The organism is Peptoniphilus harei (assembly GCF_016726485.1).
In the GTDB taxonomy this organism is placed as follows: domain Bacteria; phylum Bacillota; class Clostridia; order Tissierellales; family Peptoniphilaceae; genus Peptoniphilus_A; species Peptoniphilus_A harei.
The window spans coordinates 223,776-244,447 of sequence record NZ_CP068103.1 but is presented as its reverse complement, the minus strand read 5'-3'; the positions used below and the strand labels follow the sequence as shown (position 1 = coordinate 244,447).

At 33.6% G+C, this 20,672-nt stretch carries 16 protein-coding genes; 14 read left to right on the top strand and 2 right to left on the bottom strand.

Annotated features, from left to right (window positions below; all coding sequences use genetic code 11):
* Window positions 1-24: 24 nt before the first annotated feature.
* The 3 genes from I6I93_RS01065 to I6I93_RS01055 all read left to right on the top strand — a co-directional run bounded on the left by I6I93_RS01065 (window position 25) and on the right by I6I93_RS01055 (window position 5,156).
* Complete coding sequence (locus I6I93_RS01065) at window positions 25-3,684, top strand: Rib/alpha-like domain-containing protein (protein WP_112890412.1); 3,660 nt, start codon at window positions 25-27, stop codon at window positions 3,682-3,684.
* 112 nt (window positions 3,685-3,796) lie between these two features.
* Complete coding sequence (locus tag I6I93_RS01060) at window positions 3,797-4,861, top strand: alpha/beta fold hydrolase (RefSeq protein WP_112890411.1); 1,065 nt, start codon at window positions 3,797-3,799, stop codon at window positions 4,859-4,861.
* 1 nt (window position 4,862) lies between these two features.
* Window positions 4,863-5,156, top strand: coding sequence for a YciI family protein (locus I6I93_RS01055; protein ID WP_112890410.1), 294 nt, complete (start codon window positions 4,863-4,865; stop codon window positions 5,154-5,156).
* 45 nt (window positions 5,157-5,201) lie between these two features.
* Here the strand turns inward: I6I93_RS01055 and I6I93_RS01050 are convergent, their stop codons facing one another.
* On the bottom strand, window positions 5,202-5,459 hold the full coding sequence (locus I6I93_RS01050) for a putative signal transducing protein (RefSeq protein WP_112890409.1): 258 nt from the start codon (window positions 5,457-5,459) through the stop codon (window positions 5,202-5,204).
* A gap of 165 nt (window positions 5,460-5,624) precedes the next feature.
* On the opposite strand from I6I93_RS01050, the gene I6I93_RS01045 reads away from it, so the two are divergent.
* Window positions 5,625-6,929 carry a sodium-dependent transporter gene (locus I6I93_RS01045; RefSeq protein WP_112890408.1) on the top strand — a complete coding sequence of 435 codons (1,305 nt, stop codon included), beginning with the start codon at window positions 5,625-5,627 and terminating at the stop codon, window positions 6,927-6,929.
* A gap of 175 nt (window positions 6,930-7,104) precedes the next feature.
* Here the strand turns inward: I6I93_RS01045 and rpsD are convergent, their stop codons facing one another.
* Window positions 7,105-7,701, bottom strand: a complete 597-nt coding sequence (rpsD, locus tag I6I93_RS01040; RefSeq protein ID WP_070700104.1) for a 30S ribosomal protein S4 — start codon at window positions 7,699-7,701, stop codon at window positions 7,105-7,107.
* A 228-nt stretch (window positions 7,702-7,929) separates the two neighbouring features.
* On the opposite strand from rpsD, the gene I6I93_RS01035 reads away from it, so the two are divergent.
* The 10 genes from I6I93_RS01035 (at window position 7,930) to I6I93_RS00990 (ending at window position 20,671) form a co-directional block, all read left to right on the top strand.
* Window positions 7,930-9,273, top strand: coding sequence for an oxaloacetate decarboxylase subunit alpha (locus tag I6I93_RS01035; protein WP_070700105.1), 1,344 nt, complete (start codon window positions 7,930-7,932; stop codon window positions 9,271-9,273).
* A gap of 108 nt (window positions 9,274-9,381) precedes the next feature.
* Window positions 9,382-10,629, top strand: coding sequence for an aminopeptidase (locus I6I93_RS01030; RefSeq protein ID WP_112890407.1), 1,248 nt, complete (start codon window positions 9,382-9,384; stop codon window positions 10,627-10,629).
* Window positions 10,630-10,813: 184 nt separating this feature from the next.
* On the top strand, window positions 10,814-12,109 hold the full coding sequence (locus I6I93_RS01025; protein WP_112890406.1) for a copper amine oxidase N-terminal domain-containing protein: 1,296 nt from the start codon (window positions 10,814-10,816) through the stop codon (window positions 12,107-12,109).
* A 130-nt stretch (window positions 12,110-12,239) separates the two neighbouring features.
* Window positions 12,240-13,760 carry a YifB family Mg chelatase-like AAA ATPase gene (locus tag I6I93_RS01020; RefSeq protein ID WP_112890405.1) on the top strand — a complete coding sequence of 507 codons (1,521 nt, stop codon included), beginning with the start codon at window positions 12,240-12,242 and terminating at the stop codon, window positions 13,758-13,760.
* A 9-nt stretch (window positions 13,761-13,769) separates the two neighbouring features.
* Window positions 13,770-14,849, top strand: coding sequence for a DNA-processing protein DprA (gene dprA, locus I6I93_RS01015; RefSeq protein ID WP_112890404.1), 1,080 nt, complete (start codon window positions 13,770-13,772; stop codon window positions 14,847-14,849).
* A 25-nt stretch (window positions 14,850-14,874) separates the two neighbouring features.
* On the top strand, window positions 14,875-16,953 hold the full coding sequence (gene topA, locus I6I93_RS01010) for a type I DNA topoisomerase (RefSeq protein WP_112890403.1): 2,079 nt from the start codon (window positions 14,875-14,877) through the stop codon (window positions 16,951-16,953).
* Window positions 16,946-18,391 (top strand): GspE/PulE family protein, encoded by a 1,446-nt coding sequence (locus I6I93_RS01005; RefSeq protein ID WP_112890402.1) that lies wholly within the window; start codon window positions 16,946-16,948, stop codon window positions 18,389-18,391. Before topA ends, I6I93_RS01005 begins: the two co-directional genes overlap by 8 nt.
* The gene (locus tag I6I93_RS01000) at window positions 18,388-19,557 is read left to right on the top strand and encodes a type II secretion system F family protein (RefSeq protein WP_112890401.1); all 1,170 of its coding nucleotides are present in this window, start codon (window positions 18,388-18,390) and stop codon (window positions 19,555-19,557) included. The genes I6I93_RS01005 and I6I93_RS01000 overlap by 4 nt, the downstream gene beginning before the upstream one ends.
* Window positions 19,558-19,566: 9 nt before the next feature.
* Window positions 19,567-19,950, top strand: coding sequence for a prepilin-type N-terminal cleavage/methylation domain-containing protein (locus I6I93_RS00995; protein WP_112890400.1), 384 nt, complete (start codon window positions 19,567-19,569; stop codon window positions 19,948-19,950).
* Window positions 19,940-20,671: a prepilin peptidase gene (locus tag I6I93_RS00990; protein WP_112890399.1), complete on the top strand. Its 732-nt coding sequence runs from the start codon at window positions 19,940-19,942 to the stop codon at window positions 20,669-20,671. Before I6I93_RS00995 ends, I6I93_RS00990 begins: the two co-directional genes overlap by 11 nt.
* Window position 20,672 lies beyond the last annotated feature (1 nt).

Here is a 20,672-nt window from a genome sequence, read left to right as displayed (position 1 = left end):
ATGGATTAAAGTAGGAGGCTAAGAATGAACAGAAAAACATTTTCACTTGTGACAAGTCTTGCAATTTTAACTTCCAGCCTGAGTCCAACTTGGGCAGCAGGCAAGGATTTTACATACAATAATATAAATCAAAACTTGCAAATTAAAGCTCCGGTTGATGAGACAAAAGATGTGGAAAAAAAGATAGACCTTCCCTTGGTGACAGAAACATTGCCAGATGAAAGTGTAAGGAATAAGTATGTAAAAATAATTTTTATACCAGAAACAAAAAAAGTTGATGGAGCTATGCAATATGGAAAACTTCTTGATAAGGAAGGGAAAGAAGTAAGCTTAAACGATATATCCTATAATAATAATGTTGTTAAAGGTAAAGAATACTACGCCTTAAAAAGTGCAAGTTGGAGAGAAATTAAAAATTATAAAGAAAATGATAAACAAGTTCTTTTTGTAAGAAAGGCTGACAACAACGAGATTGACCCAAAAAAGAAGGAGATACATAAATTCTTAACGTGGAAACTTGGTTCGAGAAAAGAGTTTCCTTTTTATGCGGATTACAAACTAAAATTCGAAAAATATAGTATCGACAATCCTGTAATTTTTCAGTCTGTATTTGATCCATTGCCTTATTTTTATAGTACTTCTCATTTAGATAGTCTTGACGCAGATGGATATAAAATTACCAATAGTTCTGATGAATATTATTGTGTAGAATTTCTTTCAAGTGGTGGAAATAAAGAAAAGGGTGTTGGATTTAGATTTAATGATTCTCAAATAAAATATGCTTGTAAAGAAGTCAATAATTCAAAAAATGTAGTTCTTCACATAAGGTGGAATTCTGGTGATTATAGATTTGGAGATTACAAACCACAAACTGTGAATACTAAAGATAAAACCTTTTGGTATTGGACTTATGACAAAAATTCGCATGAAGTAGTTAAGGATGATACTAAACTTTCAATATCCAGACCAACATTCATAGCTAAATATATAGTTGACTTCTTAGGAATAGAAAAAGATTTTGATTTAAAAAATAATCCAATTCCCGAGGGATGTCATGAACTTAAACTAGAGGTAGAGGATGGATATTCATTTAACAGTGTGCCGTATGAAAAATTTGCAGTAAGGGATGGACTTTCACTAGCTAATATTAGTGTTTTAGAAAACCTTATATTAAAGGATAAAAATAATATTAACTATGACGATGATGTTGCTTGGTATGACAGATACAAAAAAATTGATAATCTTAGTGAGTTCAAAATAAATTCAGACACAGTTTTAACTGCTAGAAGGGTTAGAGATTATGAGTCGGAAAAGTTTATACCAGAAGTCAAAGAAATTGAAGTCAACAAAGACCAAGATGTGACCTTAGAAAAATTAAAAGAAGGAATTAAAAATCTTCCAAAAAATATTAAAGATATTGAGATTGTAGAAAATGTAGATACTTCAAAAGTAGGAGAAGGCAAGGCCACTCTAAAATTAATTTTTACAGACACATCAAGCAAGGAAGTTGAAATTCCTGTAAGAGTAATAGAAAAATTTTCAGGAGGAGTAATTACTCCGATTCCAACAATAAATGATGAAGATATTATTAAAGAAGAAGTCTCTTATAATGGTCAAATAAATCTTTTAGATAATATTAAAAATCTACCAGATGGAGCAAAAGTTGAAGATATTAGTGACACAATTAATACTAAGATCTCAGGAACTTACACTGGAAAAGTAAAAGTAATCTTTAAAGATGGATCATCAAGGATAGTTGTCATTCCAGTTAAAGTTTCAGAAGCCTTAGCAGATTCCTACACACCTCAAGTTAAGAAGATTGAAGTCAATAAAGACGAGCTATTAACTCGAGAAAAATTAAAGACTGGAATTGTAAATCTTCCAGAAGATATTAAGGATATTGAGATTGTAGGAAATGTAGATACTTCAGAAGTAGGAGAAGGCAAGACAGTCTTAAAATTAATTTTTTCAGACACGTCAAATAAGGAAGTGGAAATTCCTGTAAAAGTAATTAATGTAATTGATGCGGCTCTTATTACTCCAGTTCCAGAAATAAAGGAGTCAGATATCATAACAGAAGAAGTTCCTTATAATGGAGCAATAAATCTTCTAGACAACATTGAAAACTTACCAGATGGAGCAGAGATTGAAGATATTAGTGACACAATTAGTACTAAGATCTCAAGAACTTACACTGGAAAAGTAAAAGTAATCTTTAAAGATGGATCATCAAGGATAGTTGTCATTCCAGTTGAAGTTTCAGAAGCCTTAGCAGATTCCTACACACCTCAAGTTAAGAAGATTGAAGTCAATAAAGATGAAGATGTGACTCTAGAAAAATTAAAGTCTGGAATTGTAAATCTTCCAAAAAATTTAGATAAAATAGAAATTAAAACTTATCCAGATACTTCAAAAGTAGGAGAAGGCAAGGCCACTCTAAAATTAATTTTTACTGACACATCAAGCAAGGAAGTTGAAATTCCTGTAAGAGTAATAGAAAAAATTTCAGGAGGAGCAATTACTCCGATTCCAACAATAAATAATGAAGATATTATTAAAGAAGAAGTCCCTTATCATGGTCAAATAAATCTTTTGGATAATATTAAAAATCTACCAGATGGAGCAGAAATTAAGGACCTTAGTGACACAATAGACACAAAAAGTCCAGGAACATATAAAGGAAAAGTAAAAGTAACTTTTAAAGATGGATCATCAAGAATTGTTGAAATTCCTATTGAAGTTCTAGCTCCAATGGCAGAAGAATTTCCAGTACAAAATCCTGATAAAACTGAGGTTGAAAATCTTGAAAATATAAATCCTACAGAAAAATCTGAAATTGAAGAAAAAGTTAGGGAAGCAAACCCTCAAGTTGCTTCAATTGAAGTTGACGATAGGGGAAATGTGACTTTAATTTACGAAGATGGATCAAGTAATTTGATCAAGGCAGAAGATATAATTATCTTAAGAGAAAAGACACCTGAAGAGGAAGAGCCTGAAGGTATACCAGGAGAAGGAGACAAGAACTCTGAAGACAAACCAGGAGAAGTAGGGGATAAAGATCCTGAAGAAAAACAAGGAGAAAAAGACAACAAAGACCCTGAAGAAAATCCTAAAGACAATGAGGAAGAAGACAATAAAAAGACAGAAAATAAATTAGACTCTTGGAACGATTTTCCAAGATACTATGTAAGAAATCATAGGACGCCAACTTACAAGGTAGAAACAAAAATTACTTACAAAGAAAATAAGCCACAAGTCAATTCAAAAAAATTCGTAATTGATACAAAAACAGGAACTTACACTGTAACAGAAGATGGCAAAACTTTAGAAAAAAACATGGAAGTAAAACCTGTGATTAAAGGCGGCAGGACCAACTTACCACTTAGAGCCTTGGCAGAAATCTTAGATGCAAAAGTAATTTGGAATGAGGGAACAAGGACAGCTTCCTTTACAAGAGATGGACTCACAGCCCTTATCCAAATCGATGGCAAGAAAATTGTCTTGTCTAATGGCGAGACAATAGAACTTGAATCAAAAGCTCTTAATATTAATGGAAGAATTTATCTTCCACTAGTTAACGTGGGACAAGTCTTTGGGCTAACAAGTGGTAACAGTCTCGATGGAGAAGACCAAGATATAGAGTGGGATGATAAGGATAAGACAGTTACAATTAATATTAAATAAGATTTTAAAGAGGAAGGAAGACTTTCCTTTTTATTTGCGAATATATTGAAATAAAAATACTAATAAGGACAAAGTCGCTGAATATTTTGTTATAATGACCTTGAGGTGAATTATGACTTATTTTATTATCTTACTTATTTTCATTATTTTTTTGATTCCACAAATTCACTATAGAAAGTCCAATAAACTTTTGCAAAATGAAGATGTGGATTTAAAATGTGACTTAGAATTTATTTCTGTGAAAAAGGAAAATGATGACTTTATAGAAGTTGGTAACGAGAAAGATTTTTATGAACTTCCAAACTTTGAAAGAGTTAAAATAAAATCCTACGATGGTTTTGTTTTAGACGGAGGATTTTTTCCAGTGGAAGACCCCAAGGCCTTAGTGCAAATTATCCATGGAGCTCTTGAGCACAAGGAAAGATACTATTACTTGATTAAGTATTTAAATGAAAGGGGATACTCCTGCTTTATATCTGACAACAGGGGGCACGGAAGGTCCACAGGAGGCAAGTACACCACTGGCTATATAGATGGAGTGGAGAAGGTTGTTGACGATAACATGGCCATAACAAAGGCACTTAAAAATAAATTCCCAGGCACTGATATTTATTTAATTGGTCACTCACTTGGCACTGTCTTTGGAAGAATCTATCTTGAAGAGGGCGACGATCTAATAAAAAAATTAGTATTGTCAGGGCCACCAAATTATGTTCCAGAAGTTCCACTTGCAATTTTTCTTGGAAATTTTATAAACTTTTACTTTGGAGAACAAAGAACAATTTATTTAATGAAAAAACTTTATACTGGAGACAAAAAACACTTTGATTGGTTGTCTTACTCTAAAGAAAATATAAAAGATGCAGAGAGAGACCCTCACATGCCTTCAGTTTTTAAAAACAGGGGTTACCTTGCTGTCTTTGAAGGTGTAAGGGAATTAAAAAACACAAAAAACTACAAGTTTAAAAATCCTGACCTTGATATCCTTTTTATTGCTGGCCAAGATGACGTAGTAATTGGGGGAAAGGAAGGATTTGAATCTTCTATTAATATCTTAAAAGAAGTTGGCTATAAAAATATAGAATCAAAGCTTTATAAGATGATGAAGCACGAAATTTTTAGGGAAGAAGAGAGGGAAGAAGTCTTTAAGGACATTGTAGACTTCTTGGAAAAGTAAAATGAACTCTTATTTAATAATCGGAAACTTAAAGAAAAATAAAAAGTTGGATAAAAATTTTGAAAAATTACTTGAGGAACACTTAAACTATCATGAGAATGAAGTTGATGTGGGGAATTTAATTATCTCTGGCCCAAGGGATGAGGGTGGAGGAATAGGGATCTATTTGGGAGATGAAGTCAAGGACTTTTGTGACAATGATCCCCTAGTCTTGGGAGGTTACCTGGACTACGAAATCATAAAATTTTATCCCAATGCCATAAATAAAAATTTAATAGAATTGTTTATCCAATAAAAAAAGCTGAGAAAGAAAAATTCTCAGCTTTATTTTTATTTAAGATCAGTCAAAGGACAAGTCCCCACTTGTGTCGTTGTCATTCATAAAGTAAACCAAGAGCTCATTGGCTTCGTCGAAGGCATCTTCTGATACATAAATTCCCTTTTCATAGATAGAGAAGCCAGAGATGAGACGCATATAGTCACCCTCGTCTTTGACAAAATATGGGATTGAGTTGTCTTCTAAGAAGGCACAAATTTCATCGAAGATGAGTTTATTAGTTGAAGTCACAAGTTTTACATATTCAATGTCTTTTTTCATATTATCACCTAAGGAGATTATACCACGAATAGGATTGAGAATGAATTTAAGAAAAAATAAATAATTTAAAAAATTTGTCGCTTTAAAGGGGAAAATACACTAAATCTATTTAAAAAAATTGGCTTTTGTGTTAGTATTTCTAGTATATAAAAAAGGAGAGAGCGTATGTCAAAACAAAATGAAGGATTTTCATCAATCCTAGGATTTATTATGGTTGCCATTGGCCTTGCCCTTGGTATAGGAACTCTTTGGAGGTTTCCTTACGTAGTTGGCGAAAACGGTGGAGCAATATTTATATTCTTGTATATTTTAATTATCTTAGTTATAGGAATTCCCCTAATGACTTGTGAGGTTACCATAGGTTATGCAACGGGTAATGCCGCCATAGATGCTTACAAGACTTTAAAACCAAACACAAAATGGTATCTAGCTGGTTACTTACACACACTTGCTGCCCTAATAATTGTAGGTTACACTTCAGTTATTTATGCATGGATAATAAAATATATAGCGGGAGCATTTATGGGTGACTTTGTTGGACTTGATAGCCAAGGAATTCAAGCTTACTTTGATGCCTTTAACGCTAAAAAGACAACAGTTTTTATATTTTTCTTAGTTAACTTCGTCCTTAACAACGCAGTTATTATTCTTGGAGTTCAAAAGGGAATCGAAAGAGTTTCAAAGATTTTAATTCCAGTTTTATTTGTAATTATGATAATTATCATTTTCTTTGGACTTAGACTACCTGGTGCAAAAGAAGGTATTACTTTCTTATTTAAACCAGACTTCTCCAAATTTTCCTTTAACTCAATTATAACTTGTTTGGGACAGGCCTTTTTTGCCTTGGGACTTGCCATGCTTGGGTCTATGGTATTTGGTTCTTACATCAAGGAAAAGGACGAAAATATCTTTAAGGACTCAACAGTTATTTGTCTAGCCCTAGTATTTGCAGGAATTTTATCTGGATTTATGATTCTTCCAATAGTTTTTGCAACAGGGCTTACACCAGGGGAAGGAGTTGGACTTACATTCTTAACTCTTCCACTTGCTTTTAACGTTGTACCATTTGGTAGAGTACTTTCAGTTCTATTTTACTTTGGTTTCTATATTGCTGCCTTTACTTCTTCTGTTGGGGTTCTTGAAGCAATTGTAGGACAATTTATGGAAAGATTTAAACTAGAAAGAATCAAGGCCCTAATGCTTGCAAGTGCAATAATAGTTGTTATTGCAGCTGTATCAATTTTCTATGATCCAGCCTTTGCCTTCTTGGATAATGTTGAAAGTAATTATATCTTAGTAATTGGTTGTCTACTAATTGCTCTTTTCTCAGCAAGAGCTTGGAAGATGGAAAATGTTCTTAAGGCAGCAAACATTAAAAGTCCTTTTGTTAAGACCTGGATGAATGTCAGTATAAAATATATATCACCAATTGTTATAGTGATAATTTTCTTAAGTCAATTTATTAAATAAAAATAAAGGTCCCGTGGAAATCCATGGGACTTTTTTAATGGGATTTTTTATATTTAAAGAATAAATGAAAAATTTTCAAAACATCTAATTAAAAATTTGCAATAAAAAAAGTGGGGGACTGACCTCCACTTTTTAAATAATAAAAAAGACCCTGGCTGGGTCTTTTTCATTTTCATTACATGTTCTTTGAATAGAATTCAACGATTAATTGGTCTTCAATTTCTATTGGAACATCTTCTCTATTTGGTAGAGAAACTAAAGTTGCCTTAAAGTCTTCGTCCTTAGAAATGTAAGGATAGTTTACAACAATGTTAGTGTTGTAGTTTTCTTTAAATAGGTCAACTTTTCTTCCTTTAGCTGATAGTGCAATAACATCGCCAGGTTGACATCTGTAAGAAGGAATGTTTACTTTCTTTCCGTTTACAGTTAAGTGACCGTGGCTAACCATTTGTCTTGCTTGTCTAATTGAAGATGCATAGCCCATTCTGTAACATAGAGAATCTAATCTAGTTTCTAGGAATATTACAAGGTTTGGACCAGTTTGGCCTTGAGTTCTTTGAGCTTCTTTGAATAGATTAACAAATTGTTTTTCAAGTACACCGTAGTATGCTCTTAATCTTTGTTTTTCTAAAAGTTGCTTACCGTATTCAGTAAGTTTTTTATCACTTCTTGCAGTACCTCTTGTAGCTCTTTTCATTGCCTTTGGGTGACCGCATACATTTAGTCCAAGTCTTCTTGATTGCTTGAACTTTGGATCCATCATTTTTGCCATTTTTATCAAACTCCTTATAAATTTTCGCCGCGATAATTTATAAGCCGATAGCATTATACTAAATGACAATGGCTTTGTAAAGAGAATTACAAAATATAATGAAAACTTTATAGAGCAACAAAAATTATTTGTTATAAAACCCATTTAAGTATTAAAAAATTTGAAGGATTTATGTTATACTTAAGTTAATAAGAATAATCTGAACGTATAGAATACCTAGGAGGATTTATGAAAAAAATAGAATTTGTTGATACTATTCTTCGTGACGCTCACCAATCACTTATGGCAACACGAATGACTTACAAGGATATGGAACCTGCACTAGAAAGACTTGACAAGGTTGGCTACAAGGCAATCGAATGTTGGGGAGGAGCAACTTTTGACTCCTGCATAAGATATTTAGACGAAGATCCATGGGAAAGACTTAGAAAAATTAAGTCTAATTTTAAAAACACTAAGACACAAATGCTTCTAAGAGGTCAAAACCTTTTAGGATATAAAAACTATCCAGATGACATCGTAGAAAAATTTATTGAACTATCTGTTAAAAATGGAATTGATATAATAAGAATTTTTGATGCCCTTAACGATGTAAGAAATATTGAAACATCTCTTAAGGCAACAAAGAAGGCTGGAGCAGAAGCTCAAGTTGCAATTTGTTATACGACATCAGAAGTTCACACTATTGAATACTTCACTGACCTTGCAAAGAAGGTTCAAGAAATGGGAGCAGACTCCATTGCCATCAAGGACATGGCTGGAATTCTAACTCCACCTGTTTCAAGAGACCTAGTTAGGTCAATGAGAAAGGTAATTGACATTCCAATAGAACTTCACACTCACGAAACAACTGGTTGTGGATCTATGACTTACCTAAAGGGAATCGAAGAAGGTGCTGATATTATTGACACAGCAATTTCTCCTTTCTCAGGTGGAACAAGTCAACCACCAACAGAAACTCTTGCTCTTATTTTAAAAGAAGCAGGATACGATGTTGACCTTGACCTAGACATTCTAAATGAACTTGCACCTTACTTCCAAGAAGTTAAGAATAAATATCTTAACGACGGAACAATGAGGGTTAAAATGCTTACAGTTGATCCAAAGGGACTAATTTACCAAGTTCCTGGTGGAATGCTTTCAAACCTAAGCTCTCAACTTTCTGCAGCTAAGCAAGACCACTTATTCGACAAGGTTCTTGCAGAAGTTCCAAATGTTAGAAGAGACATGGGCTTCCCACCACTTGTTACTCCAATGAGTCAAATGGTTGGTACACAAGCTTCCTTTAACGTTATGACTGGCAAGAGATACAAGATGGTTCCAAATGAAATCAAGGATTATCTAAAGGGACTTTATGGAAAGACTCCAGTGGAAGTTGACGAAGCTTTTAGAAAATCTATAATTGGTGATGCAGAAGTTATTACTGACAGACCTGCTAACCACTTAGAACCAGCTTTTGACAAGTACAAGGCAGAAATTGGGGACCTTGCAAGATGTGATGAAGACGTATTGACTTACGCACTTTTCCCACAAGTTGCCAAGGACTTCTTAGCAAAGAAATATTCTAAATAAGTTTGATTTAAAGATGCTACTCCGTGAGGGTAGTATCTTTTTTTGCATCTTATAATAATTTGTTGTATATTAATTTTAAATAAATTTATAAATTGAAGGGATGATTAAATGGACTATAAAAATTTTAAAGTCGATGACTATATAGAAAAATACGCAGAACTAATTTTAAAGATTGGTTTAAAGATTAAAGATGGGGACAAGCTTGTTGTTAGATGTCCCATTGAAGCTAGGGACTTTGCTATTAAATGTACAAAAAAAGCTTACGAACTAGGTGCCGGCGAAGTTGTAGTTGACTACAGAGACCAACTTATTTCAAGACTTAAGTATGAAAATGAAAGCATCGATGTCTTAACAGACATTCCTAAACACAAGGTTGACAAGGAAAACTACTACATGGAAAAAAAGGCAAAGTATCTTTCAGTTACAGGTTCAGACCCAGATGCCTTTAAGGGAGTAGATTCTGAAAAACTATTCCAGTCTAACCTTGCAAACTCTAAGGCCTTAAGAGATTTCTCTGCAAAGATGATGGCTAACTATGTTTCTTGGATTGTTGTGGGAGCAAGTATCCCATCTTGGGCTACAAAAGTTTTTCCAGACCTTGAAGAAGGCGAAGCTGTTAGAAGACTTTGGTTTGAAATCTTTAATTCAGTTAGACTTTTTGAAGATGATCCAGAAAAAGCCTTAGAAGATCACGTGGATAACTTAAACAGATACAGCAAGTTCTTAAATGATGCTAAGTTCGAAAAATTAATTTACAAGTCTCAAAAGGGAACTGACCTTGAAGTTGGACTTCCAAAGGGCTACATCTTTGCAGGAGCAGGAGATATAAATTCTGATGGAGAAGAATTCATAGCAAACATGCCAAGTGAAGAAGTTTTCTCTGCTCCAAGACTTGATGGAGTTAATGGAAAAGTTTATTCAACAATGCCACTTAACTACAATGGAAATTTAATAAAAGACTTTTACCTAGTTTTTAAAGATGGACTTGTTGTTGATTATGACGCAAAAGCTGGAAAGGAATATTTAAAAAATATTTTAGAAACTGATGAGGGAGCAAAGAGACTGGGAGAAGTTGCCCTAGTTTCTTACAACACACCAATTTCCATGAGAAAGGTTCTTTTCTACAACACACTTTATGATGAAAATGCATCCTGCCACTTTGCCCTAGGTAAGTCTTACCCAACTTGTCTTGAAGGTGGAGAAAAACTTTCTATAGAAGAGTTAAAGGAAAGGGGAATGAATGATTCCCTAACTCACGTTGATTTCATGGTGGGAGACGAAACAACAGAAATCATTGGGGTAAAAGAAAATGGAGAGCAAGTTCAAATCTTTAAAGAAGGAAATTTTGTAATTTAATAAATTTATAAAAGTAAGATAAAATTTAAACCTCTTTGCTAGTAAACTAGTGGAGAGGTTTTTATTTTTTAGAATAGTAACAAGAAATAAAAAATCTATTTTGTCCATTCTTTTATAAGTTTCTCTTTAATATGATAAGATATTAATTACAGATATTATATTTTTTAAGTTAAGGAGGATACTTATGAAAGGATTTAAAAAATTATTACTTGGGCTTGCCTTGGTCCTAACTTTAAGTGCCAATGTCTATGCCTACAACTTTGACACACCACTTGTAATTGATGGTGCAGATTGTGAGACTGCCTACAAGGGTGACTCAAAATTTTATGGATTTATATCAAACAGTCGTACCTATGTACCCCTAAGATTTGTAAGTGAAACTTTGGGATTTGATGTAACTTACGATCATACTACTCGCAATATTACAATCAAGGGAAATGGTCAAGAAGTTGGAATGAATGTTAAAAGCAAAAATCTTGAAGTCAATGGACTTAAGAAGACAATGGATGTGGCTCCAATTCTTTACAAGGACAGTACTTATGTTCCAATTCGTTATGTTGGAGAATCTCTTAACAAACCTATTAGCTGGAATCCAAATGATGGTGCAGTTTATATTGGAAATGGACTTAACACAAGAAATATAGACTATTCAAATCTTAAAAAGTTAGATTTTTCCAAGTATGGTTTCACTCTTTATGTAAAAGATAATTTTGAAAATAATATTTTTATTGAAGAGTCAGCAGCAGAAGGTCTTGTAAACTTTTATGACAAGGGACTTTATAAGAAGAGAACAATGAATGGACTTGTTGGTTCAATTGGTACAGAAGAAGAAAGAGCTATATTCCCAGCTCTTAACCTTTACCAAGAAAATGGCAAAGTCCTAGCTAGGTACGAGTTCTCAGATAAAAGTCTAAAGAAGTTTGATCCAAGCCTTAAGGGAAGCGATGAGACTCTTAAAATTTTCCAAGAATCAGTTGCTCTTCCAACAAATAATATTTTTCCAAAATTTGATGTGAAAAATATTAACAAAGTAGAAGATAGCACAGAGAAAACTAAGCCAGTTGAAAAAACAAAAGAAAGCACACCAAAAGCTGCTCCTATTAAGGAAGCCTTCACTACTTTCACTTTTGGAAATCCAAAGGTAACAATTAAGATTCCTAATGATCTTATGAAGGAACTTGTAGTTGAGAAGTCAACTTGGAGACCAGGTTACTTTATATTAGACAAAAAAATTGTCCAATCAGGTAATAAAACTTTTGGAGGATGTATTAAGTATTACGAACAATTTGAGCAAAAAAAGGGCGATTATGTTATGTATGACGGTCTTTACAAACTTATAAATTCCAAAGGGACAATTAAAACTGCTGAAGGAGTTCCAAGGGATGCTCAAGTAGACTATAGGAACAAGGAAATGACTAAGCATTATCAAGAACTTTCAAAAAGAGTTGATAAGGAAGTAATAGTTACAGTTGAAAAATAATTTTTAAAATGAAATGAAGTCAGGTATGAAGGCCTGACTTTTTTTAATTACTTTAGAATTTGTAAAGGTTTTCTGATAAAATATAATTAAGAAAATAAAAGTAATTTACATAAATAGATAAGGAGGTCTTATGTACTCTTGCACAAAAACTTGTACCTTGACTGGACTCAATGGATATCCAGTTGACGTAGAAGTAGACTTATCAAATGGAATGCCAAAAATTATCCTAGTTGGACTTGCAGATACAGCTGTAAAAGAATCAACAGAGAGGGTAAAGTCGGCAATAAAAAATTCTGGATACGACTTTCCAAAAAAGAGGATTACAATAAATTTAGCTCCTGCCAATCTTAGAAAGGATGGAACTCAACTTGACCTAGCTATTGCAGTGAGCCTTTTAAGTTGTGATGAAAGCCTTGAGATGGACTACTCACCCTATGTCTACATGGGGGAGCTTGCCCTTGATGGAAAGGTAAATAAAATCCAGGGTGCCCTTCCCATGGTCATATCCATGAGGGAGAAGGGCTACAGAAAATTTATCGTTCCCTATGAAAATCGCAAGGAATGTGCCATAGTATCTGATGTAGAAATTTATCCTGTGAAGACCTTGGAAGAAGTTGTGTCTTTTATAAGGGGAGAGATTCAAATTGAAAGATGCATGGGAAGTTTAAAAAGGGAAAAGGTTTCTTATGACATGGATTTTTCTGATATAAAAGGTCAAGAAAACTTGAAGAGGGCTCTAGAAATTTCGGCATCTGCAAAGTCAAATATTTTAATTTTAGGCTCACCAGGTTCAGGAAAGACTATGGCTGCAAAAAGATTTCCAACAATCTTGCCAGAGCTAGACTTTGAAGAAGCCATTGAAGTTACAAAAATTTATTCTATATCAGGACTCTTAGACGACAACTCACTTATAACGAAACCACCCTTTAGGTCACCCCACCACACAGCATCAGCAGTTTCATTGATAGGTGGAGGAAGAATTCCAAAGCCGGGAGAAATTTCTCTTGCCCATAAGGGGGTCTTGTTCCTAGATGAATTACCAGAGTTCTCAAAGTCAGTCTTAGAAGTTTTGCGTCAGCCAATGGAGTCTAAGGACATAATAATATCTCGTGCTAATGCAAATGTTAAGTATCCAGCAGACTTCCAGCTTGTTGTTGCCTTAAACCCTTGTCCTTGTGGTTACCATAATTCCAAGACTCATGAGTGTACTTGCTCGCCTTATGAAATCCAAAGATATCTTTCAAAAATTTCTCATCCACTTTTGGATAGGATTGACATCCATCTTGAGGTACCTGAAGTTAATTACAAGGATATTTCTTCCGAAAGGTCTGGAGAATCTTCTGAAGCTATAAGAAACAGGGTCAAGTATGTTAGAGAACTTCAAAAGGACAGGTTTAGGGATGAGACTTTTAAATACAACTCTGAAATTCCTGAAAATAAATTAAAAAGATACTGTGCATTAGACAATAATTCTGAAAAAATTTTAGAGCTTGCCTTTAAAAAATATGGAATGAGTGCAAGGACTTACAATAAAATTTTAAAGATTGCAAGGACCATTGCCGACATGGATGGTTGTGAAAATATAAAAGAAGATCACGTACTTGAAAGTATCCAGTATAGGACTATGGACAAGAAGTTCTGGGGCAACTAGGAGGATCCAATGGATGAAAGAGATTTACTTATTTTTTTAAATGCAATAAATTTTTCCAGTCAAAATTCTTTGAAAGTTTTGGATTATCTAATCGATAAAAATATTCCCCTTGAAGATTTTTATAAGGTTAATTATTTGGAAGAAAAAGTACTTTCAGAAAGAAGTGCCAATAGGTTAGATAAGAGAGCTAAAGACTTTGACCTTATAATAGAAAAGATTAGGGAGAAAATTGACTCAATTGGTGTTCACATAGTGACAATCCTCGACGAAGACTATCCTGATGAACTAAGGTACATCGAAAATCCACCTTCTCTCCTTTATGTTAGAGGAAATTTAAATATTTATAATCCCATTGCCTTTGTTGGGGCAAGGTCCCACTCATCTTATGGGAATATGGCTGTAAATAAGATTATTGATGATTTGAGGTATTATGACTTCACAATTGTAAGTGGCATGGCCTACGGCATTGACACCTTGTCTCACAGGAGGGCTCTTTTAAATAATTTAAATACAATTGCAGTCTTGGGGACAGGGATTGATGTAATCTATCCAAAGTCAAACAAGGCGCTCTATGAAGAAATTTCTGAGAAGGGAGCCGTCATTAGTGAGTTCCCCTTGGGAACTGAGGCCAACAAGTTTACCTTTCCCATGAGGAACAGGATAATTTCTGGACTTTCAAAGACTGTCGTAGTTGTTGAGGCCAAAGACAAGTCTGGCAGCCTCATTACTGCAAGGTTAGCTGCAGAACAAGGAAGAGAAGTCTTTGCAGTCCCAGGCAATATTACTTCTATCTATTCTGTAGGAACGAATAAGCTGATTCGTGACGGAGCAATTCCCTTAATAGAGATAAAAGATATCTTAGATTTTTATCCAGGGATTTTGGACAAAAAAGAAAAAGAAGAAGAAATTGAATTAGATTTGGAAGAAAGAGCAGTCTATAATCTCATTGAAAAGGGGATAAATAACACAAATGATATTTGCATAAATTTAAATAATGAGGTATTTTATATAAATAAGCTACTGACAAAATTGGAACTTAAGGGAATTATAGAAAAAATTTCCATGAACGAATTCCAAATTTTAAAATAAATTTTAGGAAGAAGGAGATGATATTTTGGCAAAAAATCTCGTAATAGTCGAGTCACCTACTAAGGCAAAGACAATAAAAAAGATGCTTGGCAGAAATTACAATGTTATTGCATCTGTAGGACACGTTAGGGACCTACCCAAGTCCAAACTTGGTATAGATATAGAAAATGATTTTGAACCACAATACATGAATATATATGGTAAGGGTCCTTTAATTAAAGAAATTAAGTCTGAAGCAAAAAAAGCAGACAAGATATTCCTTGCAACCGACCCCGATAGAGAAGGAGAAGCCATATCTTGGCACCTTTCTTATATTTTAGGTATGGATGAAGATGATAAAAACAGGGTTACCTTCAATGAAATAACTAAGGACACAGTAAAAAGAGAAATTAAAAACCCAAGAACTATTGATATGAACCTTGTTGATGCTCAACAAGCAAGACGTGAACTTGATAGGCTTGCAGGTTATAAAATTTCTCCCTTATTATGGAAGAAAGTTAAGTCTGGCTTATCAGCAGGTCGTGTTCAATCAGCAGTCCTAAAATTAATTTGTGATAGGGAAGAGGAAATTGATAGCTTTATCCCCGAAGAGTACTGGACTATTGAAGCTGATTTAAGGGCAGGAAGAAGGAAACTTCTTGCTGATTATTATGGTGTAAAAGAAAATAATAAGGCTAAGAAAGTTGAACTTAAGACTGAAAAGGATGCTGACAAGGTAATAAATAATGTAGATAAGGACAAGTTTACTGTGGACTCTGTGAAGAAGGGAAAAAGAGCTAGAAAGTCTCCAAATCCTTTCACAACTTCTACAATGCAACAAGAAAGTTCTAGGAGAATTAATTTTTCCACAAAGAAAACCATGATGGTTGCCCAAAGTCTTTATGAGGGTGTTAAACTTCCAAAAGAAGGTTCAGTAGGTCTTATAACTTACATGAGAACAGACTCAGTGAGGATTTCCCAAGAGGCACAAAATGCATGCCTAAATTTTATAGAAAAGTCTTATGGTAAAAATTATCTAGGAAAAGCAAAGGCACCAGCAAAGAAAACTGAAAACATTCAAGATGCCCACGAATGTATTAGGCCAACTGATGTTACAAAAACACCTTACTCAATAAAAGATTCTCTCTCAAAGGATCAATTTAAATTGTATTCCTTAATTTGGAAGAGGTTTGTTGCATCACTTATGGCAAATGCAATTTTTAACACAATATCAGCAGATATAGTTTCTAATCTTGAATTATTTAGGGTAACTGGGTCTACTTTGGACTTTGACGGATTCTTAAGAGTTTACGATTATAGTCTTGAGAAAGCAAAGGAACTTCCGCCACTTGAAGAAGGACAAGTCCTAAAATTGAAAGATATTAAGAAGGAACAACACTTCACAAATCCACCTCCAAGATATAACGAAGCCTCACTCATTAAGGAGCTTGAAGCCTTGGGAGTTGGAAGACCTTCTACCTATGCGCCAACAATTTCTACTCTCCAAAGTAGGTATTATGTAGTCCTTGAAGAGAAGAAATTTGTCCCAACAGAGCTTGGTCAAACAGTAAATGAGATCTTAGTTGATAACTTTGACAACCTAGTTGACAAGAAGTTCACTGCCCAAATGGAGTTTGAACTTGATGAAATTGCTGAAGGTAAAAAACCTTGGAAGGAACTTGTTAGGTCCTTCTATGGTGATTTAAAAGAAGACCTCGATAAGGCTTATGAAAATATAGAAAAAGTAGAAATTGAAGATCCAGTAACTGATGAAATCTGTGACAAATGTGGCAGAAACATGGTTATAAAAATGGGTAGGTATGGAAAGTTCTTGGCATGTCCAGGCTTCCCAGAATGTAGGAACACAAAACCTCTTGTTGAAAAAATTGGAGTTAAGTGCCCAGACTGTGACGATGGAGAAATTGTAGTTAAGAGATCTAAAAAGGGAAGAATCTTCTACGGCTGTGACCAATATCCAAAATGTGAATTTGTGTCCTGGAACAAGCCAATTGATGAAAAATGTCCAAAGTGTGGAAGCATTTTGACAGAGATGAATTCAAGAAATAAAAAGACAATAAAATGTAGTAATTCTACTTGTGACTACAGGAGAGAGGAAAGTGAATAATTTTTCTTTTGATCTTAAAAATATTTTGACAGAAAATTACTGTCGAAAAAATTTTATAGCTCCACATAGAGAAGAAGGCGACCTAGTGGTCTTCTACTCTTTACATATTAATGATGAGATTTTAAAGTACAATCTCAGCGAAAAACTAGGAAGAGAAATTTCCTTTGAGGAAGCGAGTATAGAAAAAATAAATCTAATTTTAGATGAAATCTATAATAGTGATGGAAAAGATTATCTTTTAGAAGATATAAACAAGGAGTATGAGGACTTAATCGTCTTAGAAGATGAGGATAAGGAAGACTCACCAGCTGTTAGAGCCCTTGATTATATTCTTAGAGAAAGCATTGCTAAAAATGCTAGTGATATCCACATAGAACCAAGGCATGACAATATAGTTGTGAGAATCAGGATTGATGGAGCCCTAAATAAGTTAATAGACTTGCCTGAAAAGATTTATCCTCATTTAATAACCAGGATAAAGATTCTATCTCAACTTGATATTTCAGAAAAGAGACTTCCTCAAGATGGAAGATTTTCCTTTGACTTCAAGGGAGATAAGATCGACATAAGGGTTGCCACAACTCCAACTGGTAGCGGCGAAAAAATTGTCTTGAGGATTTTGGACATTCAAAGAATTTCTTATACACCTGAAGGAATTGGACTTGTCGGAGAAAATTATGACAAGGTAATGAAATTAATTTCTCAACCATCAGGCTTGATTCTAATTTGTGGACCAACATCTTCCGGTAAGACTTCATCCCTATACACTCTTCTAAGAAAAATTCAAGATGATGACATAAACATCATGACTATTGAAGACCCAATTGAGTATAAAATTGACGGTATAAATCAAATTGAAGTAAATCCCAACACAGGTCTAAGCTTTGAAAAAGGTCTCAAGGCAATTTTGAGGATGGACCCAGATAAGATTATGATTGGCGAAATAAGAAATGAAGATACAGCTCACATAGCAATTTCATCTTCAATCACCGGTCACTTAGTCCTATCTACTCTTCACACAGAATCATCCCCTGCTTCAATAGGAAGACTTATTGATATGGGAATAGAGCCCTACCTAATTTCTGCAGGCCTTATTGGGGTAATCTCCCAAAGATTAATAAGAAGACTTTGTCCACATTGTAAAGAAAAGATTAAAAATACAAACCCACTTATAAAGAATGAATTTATCTATAGGGCAAGGGGTTGTCATAAGTGCAACCAAGGTTACTCTGGCAGGATGGCTGTCTTTGAAATAATGATTGTTGATTCTGAAATTAGAGAGATGATTAGCAGGAGAGAATCTGTTAAAAATATAAAAAATCTCGCCATAGAAAAGGGAATGAAGACCCTATCAAGTGAAATTCTAAACTTAATAGCAGGTGGAGAGACAACTTTTGATGAGTATTATAGAAACATACATACTGTTGGTGAATTATGATTTACAAGTACAAGGCCTTTAGGGGCAGGGAAAAGGTTAAGGGAAATATTAAGGCTGACAACTTAAAGAAAGCTAAGGAGAAATTAAAAAGAGAGGGACTTAGGCCCATAAAGATAGAAGAAAATATTGAGTCTTCAAATTCTTTTGACTTCAAGAAAAAATTTAAGAATGAGGATCTCTATATTTTATTTAGACAACTTTCTCTTTTTATAAATTCTGGAATAAATATAGAAAGTGCCTTTGAAATATTATCCACACAGTTTGTAAAGGACAAGGGAAAGATTTTAAGTAATATAAGGGATAGTTTAAGATCTGGGAGCTCTTTATCAGATGCCATGAATTTGACGGGAGCCTTCCCGAGTCTTGTAATAAACATGGTTTATGTTGGAGAAAATACTTCAAGTCTTGGAAAAATTTTTAATAAACTTTCTGATTACTACATAAAAAAGAGAAAGACTCGTTCAAAAATTATTGAAGCCATGGCCTATCCTATAATTCTTTTAGTGACTTCAATCTTTATAATTAATTTTTTGATTATAAATGTAATTCCAAGTTTTGCGGAGATTTTTTCTGACAACAATAACTTGCTTCCATTACCAACGAGGATTTTATTAGGATTTTCAAATTTTATTTATAAGAATTATTTATTTATAATTTTAGGAATATTAATTGTGGTATCGATTGCATTAATTTATCATAAAAAACATCCCAAGACTTTTCATTCTTTCTTATTGAAATCCTCTTACTATAAGATGACAAAGTCCATGAACCTATCCTTTAACATGGATCTCTTACTTGGGTCAGGTTTAACAGTAGATAGGAGTCTTGAAATAATTTCTAAGATGGAAAAAAATTTAAGCTTAAAAGAAAAGTATCAAGAGATTTTAGCAAGGTTAAAGTCAGGAGATCATCTATATAAAAGTTTTCAAGAAGCTGGAGTTTTTTCAAATATTTTGCTATCAATGATTAGGGTTGGAGAAGAGTCTTCAAGCTTAAGAGAAGTTTTTTCTATAATGTCTTCATATTATGACGAAGAATTAAATTCCAGAAACCAAAAATTCCTTGGTCTAATGGGACCAATTTTAATAATTATAATGGCATTGATAATTGGATTTATAGTGCTGTCAATTGCACTACCAATTTTTGATATGGTAAATCAATTTTAGGAGGGACATATGAAAAACAAAAAAAGAAACAAGGGATTTACTTTAATTGAGTTGGTAATTGTAATAGCAATTATTGCAATTTTAATTTCCATTGCAGCTATGAGATATAGCTCAACTAACTTGGCAGCAGAAGCGGCAGCTCACAATGCCAATGTCAAGGTCTTAAAAAGTGCAGGCATTTTATATTTCATTGACAATCCCGATAAAAAAGGTGAAATTAATGCAGAAGATTTAAAGCCCTATATTGAAGGAGGAAAGATTCCAAAACCCGCAAAGCATCTTGATGGAGCAAAAGATTTTAAAATCACATCAACAGCTGATGGAGATGTGACAGTAGAGCCAGGTCCAATAAAAGTTCAAGACAAGAAGCTCGTCAAAGATAATGAAAGTTAACTTATATTTTATTTTTATATCTTTATTAGTATTTTTATTTGGCGGTTCCCTTGGATCCTTTTACAAAGTTTTTGTTGAGAGAAGGGAGAGGGGAGAAGACTTTATATTCTCAAGAAGTCATTGTGATTCTTGCAAGAAGACTTTAAGTTTTTATGAAATGATTCCAGTTTTTTCTTATATATTTTTAAGAGGGAAATGCTCTTATTGTGGAGAAAAAATTGAAAGAGAAAACTTTTATCTTGAAGTCTTAACTTCTCTTTTGGCTCTTTTAGTTTTTATGAGATATAAAATTTCTCTTGAGACCCTGATAGTTATTTTTATTTTAATAATTGCATTTTTTATTGGAATCATTGACTATAAGACAGGTTATATTTATAACCTTGACCTCTTAATATTATTGTTTTTTGTCCTTATTTATAAGGTTTTTATTATTGGAGGGCTTATAAATTCTCTAAAATATTCTCTTGGAATGGGTCTTATATTTTTTCTAATATATTTTGTTACAAAGATGATGGGTCTAGGAGATGTTTATTATTCTCTTATAATGGGGCTCTTGGCGAATAATTTATATGAGGCCTTTGTCCTATTTAAGGACTCCTTTATAAGTGCAGGACTTATATCTTTAATATTAATTTTACTTAAGAAGAAAACTTTCAAGGATTCCATTGCTTTTGGACCCTTTATGACTGTGGCTATAATTATTTTCTTAATTTGTAGGTGAA